At 67.7% G+C, this 15,421-nt stretch carries 15 protein-coding genes; 7 read left to right on the top strand and 8 right to left on the bottom strand.

The window, feature by feature from the left end; genetic code table 11:
• Positions 1–48 precede the first annotated feature (48 nt).
• Together ACFVBH_RS25985 and ACFVBH_RS25980 are read left to right on the top strand one after the other, a co-directional pair.
• Complete coding sequence (locus ACFVBH_RS25985) at positions 49–1,557, top strand: class I adenylate-forming enzyme family protein (protein ID WP_379005314.1); 1,509 nt, start codon at positions 49–51, stop codon at positions 1,555–1,557.
• Positions 1,554–1,853 (top strand): hypothetical protein, encoded by a 300-nt coding sequence (locus tag ACFVBH_RS25980; protein WP_379005312.1) that lies wholly within the window; start codon positions 1,554–1,556, stop codon positions 1,851–1,853. The genes ACFVBH_RS25985 and ACFVBH_RS25980 overlap by 4 nt, the downstream gene beginning before the upstream one ends.
• Before the next feature lie 48 nt (positions 1,854–1,901).
• Here the strand turns inward: ACFVBH_RS25980 and ACFVBH_RS25975 are convergent, their stop codons facing one another.
• Genes ACFVBH_RS25975 through ACFVBH_RS25950 form a run of 6 tightly spaced genes read right to left on the bottom strand, consistent with a single transcriptional unit; the run spans position 1,902 to position 8,296 of the window.
• Entirely contained in the window at positions 1,902–2,561 is a 660-nt protein-coding gene (locus tag ACFVBH_RS25975) for a cysteine hydrolase (RefSeq protein WP_379005310.1), read from the bottom strand.
• Positions 2,558–3,568, bottom strand: coding sequence for an aromatic ring-hydroxylating dioxygenase subunit alpha (locus ACFVBH_RS25970; RefSeq protein WP_379005308.1), 1,011 nt, complete (start codon positions 3,566–3,568; stop codon positions 2,558–2,560). Before ACFVBH_RS25970 ends, ACFVBH_RS25975 begins: the two co-directional genes overlap by 4 nt.
• Positions 3,569–3,601: 33 nt before the next feature.
• Positions 3,602–4,516 carry a TIGR03619 family F420-dependent LLM class oxidoreductase gene (locus ACFVBH_RS25965; RefSeq protein ID WP_379005306.1) on the bottom strand — a complete coding sequence of 305 codons (915 nt, stop codon included), beginning with the start codon at positions 4,514–4,516 and terminating at the stop codon, positions 3,602–3,604.
• Positions 4,513–5,418: an alpha/beta hydrolase gene (locus ACFVBH_RS25960; protein ID WP_379005304.1), complete on the bottom strand. Its 906-nt coding sequence runs from the start codon at positions 5,416–5,418 to the stop codon at positions 4,513–4,515. Before ACFVBH_RS25960 ends, ACFVBH_RS25965 begins: the two co-directional genes overlap by 4 nt.
• The gene (locus tag ACFVBH_RS25955) at positions 5,415–7,064 is read right to left on the bottom strand and encodes an OB-fold domain-containing protein (protein ID WP_379005302.1); all 1,650 of its coding nucleotides are present in this window, start codon (positions 7,062–7,064) and stop codon (positions 5,415–5,417) included. Before ACFVBH_RS25955 ends, ACFVBH_RS25960 begins: the two co-directional genes overlap by 4 nt.
• Positions 7,061–8,296 (bottom strand): amidohydrolase family protein, encoded by a 1,236-nt coding sequence (locus ACFVBH_RS25950; protein ID WP_379005300.1) that lies wholly within the window; start codon positions 8,294–8,296, stop codon positions 7,061–7,063. The genes ACFVBH_RS25955 and ACFVBH_RS25950 overlap by 4 nt, the downstream gene beginning before the upstream one ends.
• 103 nt (positions 8,297–8,399) lie before the next feature.
• On the opposite strand from ACFVBH_RS25950, the gene ACFVBH_RS25945 reads away from it, so the two are divergent.
• Both ACFVBH_RS25945 and ACFVBH_RS25940 read left to right on the top strand, forming a co-directional pair.
• Positions 8,400–8,816 carry a Zn-ribbon domain-containing OB-fold protein gene (locus tag ACFVBH_RS25945; protein WP_379005298.1) on the top strand — a complete coding sequence of 139 codons (417 nt, stop codon included), beginning with the start codon at positions 8,400–8,402 and terminating at the stop codon, positions 8,814–8,816.
• 17 nt (positions 8,817–8,833) lie between these two features.
• Positions 8,834–9,982, top strand: coding sequence for a thiolase family protein (locus ACFVBH_RS25940; RefSeq protein WP_379005296.1), 1,149 nt, complete (start codon positions 8,834–8,836; stop codon positions 9,980–9,982).
• A gap of 78 nt (positions 9,983–10,060) precedes the next feature.
• Here ACFVBH_RS25940 and ACFVBH_RS25935 read toward each other — a convergent pair whose 3' ends face one another.
• The gene (locus ACFVBH_RS25935) at positions 10,061–10,957 is read right to left on the bottom strand and encodes an enoyl-CoA hydratase/isomerase family protein (RefSeq protein WP_379005294.1); all 897 of its coding nucleotides are present in this window, start codon (positions 10,955–10,957) and stop codon (positions 10,061–10,063) included.
• Positions 10,958–11,049: 92 nt separating this feature from the next.
• Between ACFVBH_RS25935 and ACFVBH_RS25930 the strand changes: the two genes are divergently transcribed.
• Positions 11,050–11,853 (top strand): enoyl-CoA hydratase/isomerase family protein, encoded by an 804-nt coding sequence (locus ACFVBH_RS25930; protein WP_379005292.1) that lies wholly within the window; start codon positions 11,050–11,052, stop codon positions 11,851–11,853.
• Between the two features lie 37 nt (positions 11,854–11,890).
• Here ACFVBH_RS25930 and ACFVBH_RS25925 read toward each other — a convergent pair whose 3' ends face one another.
• Complete coding sequence (locus tag ACFVBH_RS25925) at positions 11,891–13,351, bottom strand: SidA/IucD/PvdA family monooxygenase (RefSeq protein WP_379005892.1); 1,461 nt, start codon at positions 13,349–13,351, stop codon at positions 11,891–11,893.
• Positions 13,352–13,546: 195 nt separating this feature from the next.
• Here ACFVBH_RS25925 and ACFVBH_RS25920 point away from each other — a divergent pair, with 195 nt between their 5' ends.
• Positions 13,547–14,407: a class I SAM-dependent methyltransferase gene (locus ACFVBH_RS25920; protein ID WP_379005290.1), complete on the top strand. Its 861-nt coding sequence runs from the start codon at positions 13,547–13,549 to the stop codon at positions 14,405–14,407.
• Positions 14,408–14,410: 3 nt separating this feature from the next.
• Positions 14,411–15,418, top strand: a complete 1,008-nt coding sequence (locus ACFVBH_RS25915; RefSeq protein ID WP_379005288.1) for a phosphatidylglycerol lysyltransferase domain-containing protein — start codon at positions 14,411–14,413, stop codon at positions 15,416–15,418.
• Positions 15,419–15,421 lie beyond the last annotated feature (3 nt).

The following is a 15,421-nucleotide window of genomic DNA, read 5'->3' as shown; positions in this document are numbered from 1 at the left end:
TACCGCCGCCGGTGACGGCGCGGTGGAAAGCCCGATGAGGTGGGTGCGGTGAGCGTCGCACTGTTGCTCGACATGGTTCACGCGAACGATCCGGACCGGGTCGCGATCGTTTCCGACGGTGCGCGCGTGAGCGCCGCCCAGTTGCACGCGCTGGCCGATTCGACCGCCGCGGCCATCCGCGATTCAGGAGCGGCCCATGTCGCCTACGTCGGCACCGGGGGTCTCATGCTGCCGCTGCTGCTGTTCGCCTCGGCGCGGGCGGGAGTGGCCTTCACACCGGTGAACTACCGGCTCGGCGGTGCGGCCCTGCGGGAGTTGATCGACCGGCTGCCCGCGCCGCTGGTGGTCGTGGACACCGAGTACGCCGCGGTGGTCGGCGCCGCGGGCAAGCGGACCGTGGACTCCGCGGCGCTGCTCGCCGGCGCGCGGGAAACCCCGGCCGAGTTCGAGGCCGCGGAGAACGATCCGGACGACCCGGCGGTGCTGCTGTTCACCTCCGGCACCACCTCCCGCCCCAAGGCCGTCGAACTCACGCACGCCAATCTGAGCAGTTACGTCATGGGCACGGTGGATTTCGCCTCGGCCGAGCCCGGCGACGCCACCCTGATCTGCGTGCCGCCGTATCACATCGCCGGGGTCGGAGCGTCGCTGTCGAATCTGTACGCCGGGCGAAAGATGGTGTACCTGAGGCACTTCGACGCGGACGAGTGGCTGCGGCTGGTGGACGCCGAGCGCATCACCAACGCCACGGTGGTGCCGACCATGCTGGATCGCATAGTGACGGCCCTGCGTGCCCGTCCCACCGCGCTGCCCACGCTGCGGACCCTGGCCTACGGTGGCTCGAAAGCGCCGCTCCCCCTGGTCCGTGCGGCCCTGGCCCTACTGCCGGAGGTCGGGCTCGTCAATGCCTACGGTCTGACCGAGACCAGTTCGACGGTGGCCGTGCTCGGCCCCGAGGATCACCGGATCGCCTTCGCGAGTTCGGACGCGGCCGTCGCGCGGCGGCTGGGATCGGTCGGCCGCGCGGTTCCCGGCGTCGAGCTCGAGATCCGCACGGGCGGCCGCGTCGCCGGCCCGGGCGAGACCGGCGAGTTGTTCGTGCGCGGACCGCAGGTATCGGGCCGCTACTCCGAACTCGGGTCCGTCCTCGACGCCGACGGCTGGTTCCCCACAAAGGATCTCGCGCTACTGGACCACGAGGGTTACCTGTTCATCGGCGGCCGGTCGGACGACACCATCATTCGGGGCGGGGAGAACATCGCGCCCGCCGAGCTCGAGGATGTCCTGGTCGAACATCCGGCGGTGCGCGAGGTCGCCGTCCTCGGCGTGCCGGACCCGCAGTGGGGCCAGATCATCGTCGCGGTGGTTGTGCCGTTCCAGCGGCCCACCCCGGACGCCGAAGAGCTGCGCGCGTTCGTGCGCGCCCGGCTCCGCGGCTCACGAACGCCCGATCGCGTCGTGTTCCGCGACCACCTGCCCACCACGCCGACGGGAAAGCTGCTGCGCCGCAGGCTCGTCGACGAACTCACCCCCGCCGTATCGGAGGAAGCATCGTGATCAAGACCGGATCCCGGCTCGAGAGCCAGGTGTGCGAGGCCCAGGTCATCGTCGTGCGGACCAGCGCGGCACTGGACGAACTCCGCTGCGGCGGTGTGCCGATGGTGCCGCTCGGCGCGAAGACCGACACCGGGCTGAGCCCCGACCCCGAGTTCGCCGCCGGAGCCGTGCTGGGCAAACGGTACGTGCACGACGGCGCGGAGGTGCTCGTGACCAAGTCGGGTACCGGAACCCTGGCCGTGAACGGAATTCCTTTGCAGCTCAAGCAGGCCAAGCAACTGCCGTCCAGCGACTGACATGGATCGAGGCGGGACCGGTGCGTGTCCGGTCCCGCCTCGATCGCGTCAGCCGTTCACCGAAGGCTGCTCGGGCGGCCGGGCAGCGGACTTCGGATCCCAGTGGGCGAGCAGCTCGTCGGTCGTCGTCACCGTGCTGAGCAGGCCCAGGCAGTGATCGATCATCGCCGCGCCGAACTCCCGGGGCACCCCGGCCACGGCGTCACGGGGCAGCACCACGTCGTAGCCCGCGTTGACCGCGTCCATCACCAAATTCGGGATCGCGACGTTGAGCGACACCCCGGCCGCGACGATGCTGGTGACGCCCAGATTGCGCAGCACCGCGTCGAGATCGGTGCCGCCCATCGGCCCCAGCCCGTGCCACCGGTACAGCACCAGATCCGAGGGCTCCGGGCCGAACTCCGGCAGCAGCCGGACGCCGTCGCCGCCGGGGGTGAGCCGAACTCCCCGGCCCACGGCGAACAGCTTCGCGTTGTGATTCGAGCCCAGCCCGTCCTCCCGGCGCTGTACGAGGCAGTGCACCACCCGGACTCCGGCGGCGCGGGCGGCGGGGAGCAGTCTGGCGATGTTCGGCAGCGCCTCGCGGCGCGCTTCGTCCGCCAGCACCGCCAATCCCGCGTCCTGGCCCACCACCGCACCCTGGCATTCCTGGGTGACCAGCACGGTGCGGCCGGGGTCCACCAGCTCGCTCAGTCCCCGTGTGCTCACGCGGGCGCTTTCGCGTCGGCGGGCGGCACATCGTAGAACTGTTTGGCCCACTGTCGCAGGGACAGATAGGGTTTCGCATCCTTGGGCGAGAGCGGGGGGTGATCGACGTACTTCTGGTAGCGCCAGATGCTCAGGTCCTCCCACACGGTGACCAGGAACTGCCGTTCGACGCGTTCGCGCACCTCCGGGGGCGGTATGTCGGAGGAATCCCCCGGGACGCGCGGCCACCAGATGGAGTAGAACAGATCCGAGACCTCGTCGTCGACCGGCGTGGTCGCGAAGATCAGCCGGTGCTTGGACGAGCCGTCGAACGCGCTGATCGAACCGCCCAGCCCGAACATCTGCGCGTGGATCTTCAGCGCCATCCGGTCCGGGTCGTCGCTGCGGGCGTCGGGCCAGCCGGTGAGGAAGTTCCAGGTGTGCCCGACCGCGCTGTAGTCGAGCATCCGCGGGGTCACGGTCGCGCCGTGCACGTACTCGAAGTGCAGGCTGTCCGGCCCGTTCTCGAGCACGACCTGGGGGTGCACCGGCTCGTTCGCGGTCTTGCGGGAGAACTCGGGATAGGGCCGGTAGAAGTTCCCGGGGTCGGTGCCGAGCTCGGGGAACATGCCGAGGATGTCGGGCATTTCCCATTGCGGCGCAGCCCCTTCGGGATGGTGCCACATGAACACGCACCCGTTCCGCTCGACGACCGGGTACACCTGCAGCCGCAGGCCACGATTGACCCGATCCTCCCCCGGGATCTTGCGATTGCGGCCGTCCGGACCCCAGCGCCAGCCGTGGAAGGGGCATTCGACGCAGTCCCCCACCACCTTTCCGCCGTGGCCGATGTGCGCGCCGAGATGGCGGCAGTGACCGGTCATGATGTGCATGTCCCCGGCGTGGTCGCGATAGGCGACCAGATCTTCGCCGAAGTACCTGAGCGGCTTGACATCACCGATCTCGTACTCGGCCGACCAACCGACCATGAACCAGCCGGTGACTTTCCAGGTGAAGGGAACCTTCACGTCACACCTCCAACCCTCGGCAGAGGGCCTCTGTCATCGGTTCGCGATGACGGTCGAGCCGAATGTTCGGATGAATTCGTTCGCGGCGGCGGGACCGGTGCCATCGGCGTGCACCACCGCCCAGGTCGCGCCGCGCTGTTCCAGATCGGACAGGTACTCGCGCGCCGCGCGCACGGTGCCGGGGTCCGCGAAGTCCATCGGCGGGCAGACGACCTGGATATCTATCGCGGCCGGATCGCGCCCGGCCGCCTCGGTGCGCCGGCGCAGCGCGAGCACCGCGGCGCCGAACGCCTCGGGGGTCTCGATGGCCGTGGTGCGCATGGCCGCGGCCATGGTCGCGTCGGCGATGATCGGCATCCACCCGCTGCCGTGCTCGACCACCCGTCGTCGTGCGGCCGCGCCGTTTCCGCCGATCCAGATGGGCGGGTGCGGGCGCTGGACCGGGCGCTGGAGCCACATCGCGCTCACCCCACCGAAATCCTTGCCGGTGACCGGCTGTTCGGGCTCGGTCCAGATGCCGCGCAGGGCCGCGAGTGCCTCGTCGAAGAGCTCGGCCCGGCGCTCGTGCGCGACCCCGACCGCGGAGAACTCGGACCTGAGGTACCCGGCGCCCACGCCGGCGATCAGTCGTCCGCGCGAGAGCAGATCGAGGCTGCCCAGCGCTTTGGCGGCGAGGTAGGGATTATGGAAGGGCAGCACGTACAGGTTGGTGAGCAGCCGAATCCGGCTGGTGGCCGCCGCCATGAAGCTCAGGGCCGCGATCGGGTCGAGGGTGTTGTGCCCGCCGCCGCGCCGCCATTTGAGCGACGGCGCCGGATGCTCGCTCAGCGCCACGGCCGAAAAGCCCGCCGCCTCGGCCTGTTCGGCGACCGCGCGCACGACCTCGGGCTCCAGGAATTCCGCCGAGGCGGCGGGCAGTTCGCTCGGATACTCGAGCACGTATCTCATCGGGCCGTACTCCTCGTGCGATCCAGTACGCATTCCTCGGCGAACGACAGAACACCGAGGTGGTAGGCGGCGGCGCCGAATCCGACGCTCAGGTTGTGCCCGCTCCCGGCCTGCGTGTTCGTCAGGAATCGCGGTGTGCCGCCGAAGATCTCCTCGATGCGCGCCAATTCCTCGCGATCGGTGCGCCAGACCTGTTCGTACTGTCCGTGTGTCGAACGCACCGGTATCCGGACTCGGCCCGCCAGTCCCGGGTACTCTCCCGGCCAGTCCCGCACCACCGCCGATTCGTATCCGGGCGCACGGGAGGTGATCGACTGCCCGCCATACACTTCCGCGGGATACAGGTGTGCCGGATCCCAGAGCAATTCGCGAATTCCCGCCGCGGTGCGCGAGTGCCGCATCTCCTCGATGCGACGTAGCGCGACCGCGTGCTTGCGCAGCCCGATGCCGGCGATCTCCAGCCCGAGCAGGTCCGCGCCGCGTTCGTCCGCTGCCATCCGAACCGCCAGGTCACAGCCCGCCGAATGCCCGAGCAGGAACACCCCGGCCCCGCGCAGCCGCGACTCCAGCAGGGCGTCGATCGCGGAATAGCTTGCCGCGACGCGGAAGCCGGGATTCTCGTACAGCTCGCCCCAGGGCGCGGAGCTGCCGTAGCCGGGGCGATCCAGCGCCAGCACGGTGAAGCCCAGTTTCGCGCCCAGTCGCAGGAGTGAGAGACGCGGCCGGTCCGGAAGATCGAAGTATTGCGCGGTGGTGGCTCCGCCGTGCACGGCCACCAGGACCGCGCGGGGTTCGGGCGCCTCGGCGACGAGCGCCGACATCGGAATGCCGTCGACGTCGACGGTACGCGCGATCACCGTTTCGGCGCTGTCGACGACGCCCGCGCCGTCCCGGGCGCTCATCGGTCCGCCCGCAACAACAGCACGCCGCTCGGGGTCAGTCCGCCGCTGCTGGCAACCGCGACCCGGGCGTCGGCGACCTGCCGCGGCCCGGCCCGGCCGCGCAATTGGCTCACCGCCTCGTGGATCAGCCCCATACCGTGTGTGCGGCCGTGCGAGAGCTGCCCGCCGTGTGTGTTGAGCGGCAGCAGCCCGTCCCGGGCGATGTTCTTGCCGCCGTCCAGAAAGTCCTTGGCCTCACCGATTCCGCAGAAGCCGAGCGCCTCGATCCAGGACAGGCAGTTGAAGGTGAACCCGTCGTAGAGTTCGGCGACATCCACATCGGCGGGGCCTAGGTCGGTGCGGGACCACAGGTGTGCGGCCTGGCCGAGTACCTGCGGTTCGTGGGTGAGGGTGCTCTGGTCCCATTCGAGGCGTTCGAGGATCTGGGTGCCCACCGCTTCCACCAGGACCGGGGGCTGCGCCAGGTCGGCCGTGGTCTCGCGCGCGGACACGATCACCGCGACGGACCCGTCGCACGGCACATCGCAGTCGTACAACCCGAAGGGCGTGGTGATCGGGCGTGCGGACAGGTAGTCGTCCATGGTGAGCGGGTCGCGGTAGATCGCGGTGGGATCGAGGGCGGCGTTGGCGCGCTGGTTGAGCGCGATCCAGCCCAGGGTCTCGCGGCCGGTGCCGTAGCGGTGGAAATGGCGCTGGGCGGTCTGCGCGAGGGTGTGTGCCGCGGAGACGGCGCCGAACGGCGCGAGCCAGCTGTCGGTGATGCCGCCCGATGGTGAAATCCGTCCGGCCCGAAGCAATTCCGCGTACGTGGACTCCCAGACCGTGCGGAAGCACAGCACGTGCCGCGCGAGCCCGCTCGCCACGGCCAGCATCGCCGATATCACCGAGCCGCCCGGTCCGAAGCTCTCGACGCCGCCGTTGTACCAGGTGGGCCGGATGCCGAGCGCCGATTCGAGCGCGGTGACGCCGCCTTCGGTGAAGGGGCCGAGTGCCCCCGGACCCGGATAGGTCGACAGTCCGTCGATGTCCTCCAGCGTCAGGCCCGCGTCGGCCACGGCCGCGCGGCAGGCCCGCACCGTCAGCGCCAGCGGGTCGGCCATGAGCCTGCGGCCCAGCTCCGAACGCCCGATGCCGGTGATCGCGACCCTGTCCTCGAACTTCTCCGACGTCGCCATCGGCCGGACCCGGCTCGCGATGGCGACGGGGTCGAATTCGTCGGCGGGCAGGGCCGCCGGCGATTCCGGCTGGTCGTCGGCCGGCCGGAACAGCGGCAACCAGATGTCGCCGAGCCGCTCGAACTCCACCCGCATGCGCATGCCGAGGGTCAGCCGCTCGGGACGGCAGGCAACGGCGTTGGTGGTCAGCCGAACCCGTGTGTCTTCCTCCAGCGCGACCTGGGCCACCACGTACTCCGGCGGCAGCCCGGGAACGTGGAAGCGATGGTTCACGGTGAAGCCGATGAGGGTGGCGAATCCAGAGACCTCCCGGGTGCCCATCCGATCGCCGTGGCAGTAGCGGCACACCGGCTGGGGTGGATGGATCAACGCCGTGCACGACAGGCATTCCCGCACTCGCAGCACGCCGTCCGCACCGGCGGTCCAGAAGAATTCGGTCTCGGGGGTGACCGCGGGTTCGGGGCGCGTCATCCGCGGCTGCCTTCGAACACCGGTGGAAGCTTCGCCGCCGGATCCGGATTCGCGATCGGCAGGCCCATGAACCGGCGCGCGTTGTCCCCCATGAAGTCCCAGGTCCGGCGCTCGTCCATGCCTTCGGCGTACTTCCAGTAGCCCCTGGGTTCGGGCAGGCCCTCGGGGTGCGGGTAGTCCGAACCGAACATCACCCGGTCCCAGCCGACCGTGGTCACGACATCGGCGACGGACCCCTCCCAGAACGGGCTGACCCAGATATTGCGGCGGAACACCTCGAGCGGATCCTCGGGAAAGTTCTGCGGCATCTTCCTGGTCAGGTCTTCCAGGTCGTGAAAGAGCGGATGAATCCACGAACTGCCGTTCTCCACACTCGCGATGCGCAGCTCGGGGAATCGGGTGAGCGTCCCGTGGCAGATGAGACTGCCGATCATGTCGGAGATTTCGCGATGCCCCAGCGCCAGCCATCGGAACGAACTCATCGCCATGAAGTTCTTGGTGGCGGGCGGTTCCCACTTGTTGACGTACTCGTCCAGTGGCGGCTGGCTGGCGTGCAGCACGATCGGCAGCCCGGCGGCCTCCACCTCGCGCCAGAACGGATCGAACTCCGGCAGGGCCGGTGAGCGCCAGCCGTGCAGCCCCTTGACGGGGGCCGGCTTGATCAGCGCCACCTTCGCGCCGTTATCGAGCAGATACGCGAGTTCCCGTCGCGCCCCGTCGACTTCGGCGCAGTTGATGACCGGCGTGCTGAAGATCCGATCCTCGTACGCGAACGTCCAGTGCTCGTGCATCCACCGGTTGAGCGCGTGGATGATGGCCAGGGTCAGCTCCGGATCGTCGGCCGCGGAGTGTTCGACGAGACTGGCCAGCGTCGGATAGTTCAGCGTTTCCCGTACGCCCTGGCGATCGAGTTCGATGAGCCGGTCCGCCGGATTGCGCGTGGCGGCGGGAGCGTCGATGGCGGGCCCCTGCATCTCGCGCAGGGTCAGGCCCTCGGTGTTCTCCCCCGCGAAGAACTTCTCGTGCGCGCCCGGCGCGGCCACCCGGTCGAAGGTCGGGTTCGGGATGAAGTCCGTGATGCGGCCGTTGATGGCGATCCGGGTGTGCCGGCCGATCCGAACGTATTGGACCGCCTGCCGGTACCGCTCGGGAAGATACCTGGTCAGCGCTTCGGCGGTCTCGTACATGTGTGAGTCGGCGTCGAAGATCGGCGCGTCTGTCGGCTGGGTCATGCGATGTCTCCTGCGTAGCGCAATCGTACGGTGTTCCGACGGTTGTGGCACTCTTTCCGGTATGGCTTACTGTATATACATCAGCAAGCTGGAGGAACGAAATATGCGGAGAATCATCGCCCCGGAGATCACCAACTGGCCGGACGAGGACCTGCGCCTGATCGGCGGTTCGTGCGGCGACTGCGGCGCCACCGTCTTCCCCGTCCAGGACCTCTGCCCGCGCTGCAGCCTGCCCGAGGTCGAGCCGATCACCCTGCCGCGCAACGGAACCCTGGTGGCCTGGACGACCCAGGGATTCCTGCCGGGTGCGCCCTACCTGGGCGATGAGACGGCCGAGACCTTCGTTCCGTTCGGCGTCGGGCTCGTCCAGCTGGGCGACCTCATCCGGATCGAAGGCCGGCTCACCGAGAACGACCCGGCCAAGCTGATCTTCGGGATGGAGGTCACGCTGACGACCGTGCCGCTGGGCACCGATCCCGAAGGCAACGAGGTCCTCACCTTCGCCTTCCAACCAGTCTGAGGGACAGGCATTTTCACATGAGCAGTGATGTAGCGATCATCGGCGTGGGTATGCACCCCTTCGGCCGATTCGAGGGCAAGACCGCGATGCAGATGGGCACCGACGCCATTCGCGCCGCGCTCGCCGACGCGGGATTGCGGTGGCGGGACATCCAATTCGCCGTGGGCGGCAGCTGGGAGGTCGCCAATCCCGACGCGATCGTGAGCCTGATGGGACTCACCGGTATCCCGTTCACCAATGTGTTCAACGCCTGCGCGACAGCGGCCAGCGTCACCGAAGCCTGCGCCGACGGCATTCGAACGGGCAAGTACGACATCGGCATCGCGATCGGCATGGACAAGCATCCGCGCGGAGCCTTCACCGTGGATCCGACCCTGGTCGGCATGCCCAAGTGGTACGGGGAGAACGGCCAGTACCTGACCACCCAGTTCTTCGGGATGAAGGCGAACCGGTATCTGCACGACCACGGGATCTCGGCGCTGACCCTGGCCAAGGTCGCGGCCAAGAACTACCGCAACGGGATCGCGAACCCGAACGCGTTCCGGCGCAAGGCTGTTTCGGAGGAGGCGATTCTCGCGTCCCCGATGCTGAACTATCCGCTGACGCACTACATGTTCTGCGCGCCGGACGAGGGCGCGGCCGCCGTGATCATGTGCCGTGCCGACATCGCGCACCGGTACACGAAGACCCCGATCTATCTGCGTGCGGTGGAGGTGCGGACCCGCACCTACGGTGCGTACGAGGTCAATACGACGTACGCGCCGGTCGAGGAGGTCGCCTCCCCCTCGGTGTTCGCCGCGCGGGCCGCCTTCGAGGCCGCGGGCATCGAACCCAAGGACATCGACGTGCTGCAGTTGCAGGACACCGATGCCGCGGCCGAGGTCATCCATATGGCCGAGGCCGGATTCTGTGCCGATGGGGACCAGGAGAAGCTGATCGCCGAGGGAGCTACCGAGATCACCGGTTCGATGCCGGTGAACACCGACGGCGGGCTCATCGCCAACGGCGAACCGATCGGGGCCTCGGGCATGCGCCAGCTGCACGAACTCGTGCTGCAATTGCGCGGTGCCGCGGGAGAACGTCAGGTTCCCGGCGGTCCCAAGGCCGGCTTCGCACTGCTCTACGGTGCGCCCGGAACCGCCGGCGCGACCATCGTCACGACCTGAGCGTCACATCACCGGCGGCATCGTTCGGCCGATGACCGGAGTCGGCCCTCCCCCCGGGCGGCCGACTCCCTTTCGTCGCTACCGGATGTCCGGCTCGGGAACCTCGAAGTGCTGATCGCGCAACCGAAATGCCTCCTTGGTCCCGTGCTCGGCCCGCGTTTTGACGAAGTTGAACTCACCGGGCGCGAACTGCAGGTTGGTCCCGTAGGCGTGGAAGATGTAGCTCGCCACTTCCTCGCCCTGATAGGCCTGGCTCTGCTCCACCAGCCGGAAGGCCTCCTTCGCGATGACCACGCCGTCGGCCGGCATCCGCGCCGCCTTCTCCGCCCAGTAGCGGGCGCGGGCGGTGAGCGCGGCGGGATCGCACGTCTCGGTGAACACACCCAGATGTTCCACCGCGCCCGCCTCGATGATGTCCCCCGTCAACAGCAGCCGGCGAGCCACCACCGGGCCGAGCCGATGGAAGAACATGTGCAGGCTGCCCAGCGCCGGGCCCAGGAACCTGGTGGCGGGCATGCCGATCTTCGTGTCGCGGGCGATGACCGAGATGTCGGTCATCAGGGCCATCTCGAACCCGCCGCCGAGGGCGTAGCCCCCGATCTCGCCCACGGTGACCTTCGGGTATCCCATGAAATTGTGGTAGAAGCCGAAGCTCTTGCGGTCCACCGTGAGCCGGCGGCGCTGGCTCGGGCGCGCGTGCGCGGATCGCGACCCGTTCGACGATTTCTCGCCGTACCAGCCGTACGCGTTGTTCATATCCGCGCCGGTGCTGAACACCCCTTCCGCGCCGCGCAGCAACACCACGGTGATGTCGTCGTCCTCGGCGGCCGTGTCGAGGTGACGAGCCAGCTCGTCGCGCATGGCCGCGTCGTAGGAATTTCGCCGCCGCGGATTGTTCAGCGTGATCGTGGCGATTCTGCGACCGGGGTCCACCTCGAACAGGACTCGGCCGTCAGCGGCGCTGGAGCTGGTCATCTCTTCCTTCTTCCGTGCGGCGATAACTGACTGTAGCCTCTACTGTATAGCTGACAGTAACGTTCCGATCGATCGCTTCGCAAAGGACAACCATGCCGTTCGACACCATCGAATACACGGTCGAGGGGCACACGGCCACCATCGTTATGAATCGCCCGCAGGCCCTGAATGCCCTCAGCCCGCACATGATCGGTGAGTTGCGCGCGGCCTACGCCGAGGCCGAGGGCGATGACAAGGTGTGGACGCTGATCGTCACCGCGACCGGTCGCGCGTTCTGCACCGGCGCGGACGTGAAGGAGATTCCCGGTGACGGCAAGGTGCTGAACGAGCGCCCGTACCTGTCCACCTACGAGCAGTGGGAAGCGCCGCAGGAAGGCACGCCCCCGTTTCGCTCGATGACCAAACCGATCATCGTCGCGGTCAACGGGTTGTGCGGTGGCGCGGGCCTGGACTGGGTCACCACCGGCGATATCGTCATCGCGTCGGAGCGGGCGACCTTCTTCGATCCGCACGTGAGCATCGGGCTCGTCTCCGGCCGTGAGATCGTCCGGGTGGCACGGGTGCTGCCGCGATCGGTCGCGCTGCGCATGGCACTGACCGGCAAACACGAGCGCATGAGCGCGCAGCGCGCCTACGAGCTCGGCATGGTCACCGAAGTGGTGCCGCACGAGCGGCTGCTCGAGCGCGCGCGCGAACTCGCCGATCTCGTCAATTCCAATGCGCCCCTAGCGGTTCGAGGCACCCGGCTGGCGATCATCAAGGGATTGGACGTGCCGATGCACGAGGCGGAGATGCTGGCCGAATCCTTCCGTGAACGCGTGACCCGCACCGAGGACGCACTGGAAGGGCCACTCGCGTTCGTCGAGAAGCGCGCACCGAACTGGCAGTGCCGGTAGCCGGAATCGGTTCCGCCGCTACCTCGTTCGCCGTCGCTCAACTCGCCCCCAGCCGGCCGCATCGAACATCGAACCGTTCGCGCACGGTCTCCAATGTCCTGCTGTGGTGGTCACGATCCCGGCGATGCGTCCACAGGAACCGGGCGCCGCTCTGCACGCGGCGCGGAATCGGGTACCAGCGGCTGACATCGGCGCCGCAGTCCAGGAACGTTTTGATCGGAACGTTGTCGGCGAGAACGCTGAAGTTGTGCTGGTTGAGCGCGATCAACGCGTAGGGCAGTACCCTGCTCGCTTTGCGCCGGAGTTCTTCGACGTCGATTTCGTACAGCGGCGCATCCCGCAGGCGATCGCGAAACATCAGGTGCGTCATGAAATACGACTGCACCGTGACCGGTTGCAGGGTCGCCGAACGCTGCTGAATCGACAGCACCGACCCGCTCTCGGACGTGTACGGCTCATACGGATGCTCGCGCGCCAGCAGATACCCGGTGCAGTTGACCACCCAGCTCCCGGGCGGAATCGTTCTCGTCGTTCCGTCTCGGAACACCAATTCCGTTGCGCTGCCCCGATCGACCGCATCGACCAGACGCTCCAGCACGATCGAGGTCAGTCCCGCGGAAATCGTCGCGGCTTCCGCGTCGGAGAGGTAGCCGAACAAGAAGTTACCCGGGTCGGGGGTCAGGCGCGTGCAGTAGCCGTCCCGGAACAGGGCGTCCATGTCCTTCTCGTTGACCCCGTCGAACCGTGTGGCCAATCGCGAGAACATGCTGATCGGCTCGTAGCCGGACCACCATTTCCGCATTCCTTCGGGGAACATCTCGTCACGTCGCATGAAGTACGTCCCGGAACCCGTGACGAGGTTGATCTCGCGATCGGGGTACTCCGAGACGAGCACCTGGACGGTATCCATGGCGGTCTTGCCGCCACCGACGACCCAGACGGGCGTGGAACTGTTCTTCAGCTCGCCCTGTCGCAGGTCGTGGTAATCGGGTGATATGGAATTGATCCGTGTGCTCGACAGCGGCAAGGGGTCGTTCGGAACGATCTGGCAGCCATAGGCTTTGATCAATCTCTTGGCCTCGATGACGCGGGTTGTCCCATCCGCCGACCGAGTGACCACTCGAACGATCCCCGACTCTTCGGTGCAGCTTTCGAATTCGACGCCGAAACGCGTCACGAGCTGAACACGCCGGCTCAGCGTGTCCAGACAGTGGGCGAGGTGGTCCTGCACTTCCGCTCGGTTCGCGAGGTATGTGGGATCCGCATCGAGCTGCCACCGGAGATTGCCGGCGGTGAAGAACCGGTACGGTTGGTGCAGGCGCACATACGGATACGTATCGACCCACATTCCACCGGGTCGAGGTCGCCGGTCGAGAAGAACGACCTTCTGCTGCCGGCCGAGGTACTCGGTGGCGACCGCGAGAGCATTGATCCCGGCCATTCCGGCGCCCACGATGCACACCTCACACCGCTCGACTTCGACCGCCGACGGATTCATTTCGGCCACATCCCTCTCCCGATGACAACGTCCTGGCCCGTGCGCCGGTTCATGATCACCGCGCGGGCCCGCGCGGTCAATCGTGCGGCGTGCACAGCGTTAACCCCGTGCAGCACAACACTTCCCACCCGCAAAAGGTCAACGTAATCTCGCCGCGTCAACGCAGCAGGTACGACAGTCGGCAGCGAGGAAATCTTGGTCAAGTTGAATGCGGCGGTCCTCGAAGGCGTCGCCGAGACAGCGCTGTTCACGCTCTGGTTTCGCGGAAGTGAAGCGTCGCGTCCGGACGCGATCATCACCGATCCGCACGCGGTTCGATTACTGGAGGATCTCGACTACCCGTTCCGCCGGAAATTCGGTGACCCGAACCAGATCTACGCGATTCGTGCGCTGACCTTCGACGGTGTGGTGCGCGAATTCCTCGCCGAACACCCGAACGGCACGGTGGTCGCCCTCGCCGAGGGATTGCAGACCAGCTACTGGCGACTCGGCTCGGCCGATTGCCGCTGGCTCAGTGTGGATCTGCCCGAGATCGTTTCGATCCGCAGCCAACTTCTTCCAGCCGAGCCGAACATCGTGTCGGTCGGTGCTTCGGCCCTCGATCTCGGCTGGGCAGAGCACATACCACCGGACGAGCCGGTTCTGATCACCGCGGAAGGGCTGCTGTACTACCTCGACGAGCAGGCCGCGCTCGGTTTGATCGAGGACTGCGCGCGCCGCTTCCCCGGCGGGCGAATCGTCTTCGACAGCGTTCCACCCTGGTGGGCCGGACGGCGCAACAAGGCATTCGGCGTCGGATCGGCGGTGACGGGATCCTCGGTCGGCACCGAAGGCTACGTGTTCCCGCCGATGCCGTTCGGAATGACGCCGGCCAGGATCAGGCGGTTTCCCCGGCAGCTGGCCGGTGTCGCGTCGACTCGGCACATCCGGCCCCCCGCCGGACGTGGATTGCAGGGCCGCATCATCCAGGCCGCCTACCATAATCCGGCCCTGCCGGACGCCCTGCGCTTCGCTGTCACCGAGGTGCGATTCCGCGGCGGGACCCGGGGGGACTGAACGATGCAGAGGTGTTCCAATGTCGAGGCGTTGCCGATCCTGGCGGATCTGGGGCATCACTCGTCGGCATTTCTCGCGCTGAACGCGGACAACGAATTCTTCACCGTCGCAGGCGTGCACGGCGTGATCGCCTATCGCCCGCAGGGTCGCTGCTGGATTCAGTTCACCGGCGCCTTCGGCGCGGACGAGAACGCACGCCGCGAGCTCGACGCCGCCTTCCTCGCCGCGGCGGCCGGGCAGGGCAAACGCGTGATCGCCGTGCAGTTGTCCAGGCCCGACGCCGAGCGCGCCGCCGAGGCCGGGTGGGTGGTCAATCAGCTCGGCTCGTCCTACAGCATCGACCTTTCCGCGTTCACGCTGCGCGGGCAGAAGTTCGTCAAGACGCGGAACATGATCTCGCGGTCCAAGCGGGAAGGCGTGGTGGTCAGCGAGGTCTCGGCGAACAGCGCGGCGGACACCGACCGCATGACGCAGCTGGATGCCATCGATTCGGCCTGGCTGCGCGGCAAGGGCCGCCACGTGAAGGAACTTCGGTTCATGATCGGGGAGCGCGGCGGCGCACTGCAGCGTGAGCGCAGGCTCTTCGTGGCCGAGGTCGCGGGGCGTGTGGTCGCCTACGTGTCGTTCGCTCCGGTCTACGGCGCCCAGCACGGATGGCTGTACGACCTGACGCGTCGCGTGCCCAGCGCACCGCCCGGCGTCGTCGAGCATATTTTCGCGGTTGCCGCGGAATCGTTGCGCGCCGACGACGCCGGCTGGATTCATCTGGGCTTCACGCCCTTCGTCGGCATCGAGCCCGAGCATGAAATCCCCGGGGCCGCCAGCCGTATGCTGACGCTGGCCGCTGCTCAGGTCCGCAAACACGGCCGGGCGCTGTATCCCGCGGAAACTCAGCTGGCCTTCAAATCCAAATGGCGTCCGCACCAGGTGACCCCCGAGTACCTCGCGTTTCCGGGCGGGATCCGGCCCAGCGATGTATGGCACCTGGCGCGTGTGACGAACGCACTGTGACGG

This window comes from Nocardia sp. NPDC057668 (genome assembly GCF_042799795.1).
Classification (GTDB): domain Bacteria; phylum Actinomycetota; class Actinomycetes; order Mycobacteriales; family Mycobacteriaceae; genus Nocardia.
The sequence above is the reverse complement of the archived record's forward strand: the minus strand, read 5'-3'. Positions and strand labels throughout refer to the sequence as shown.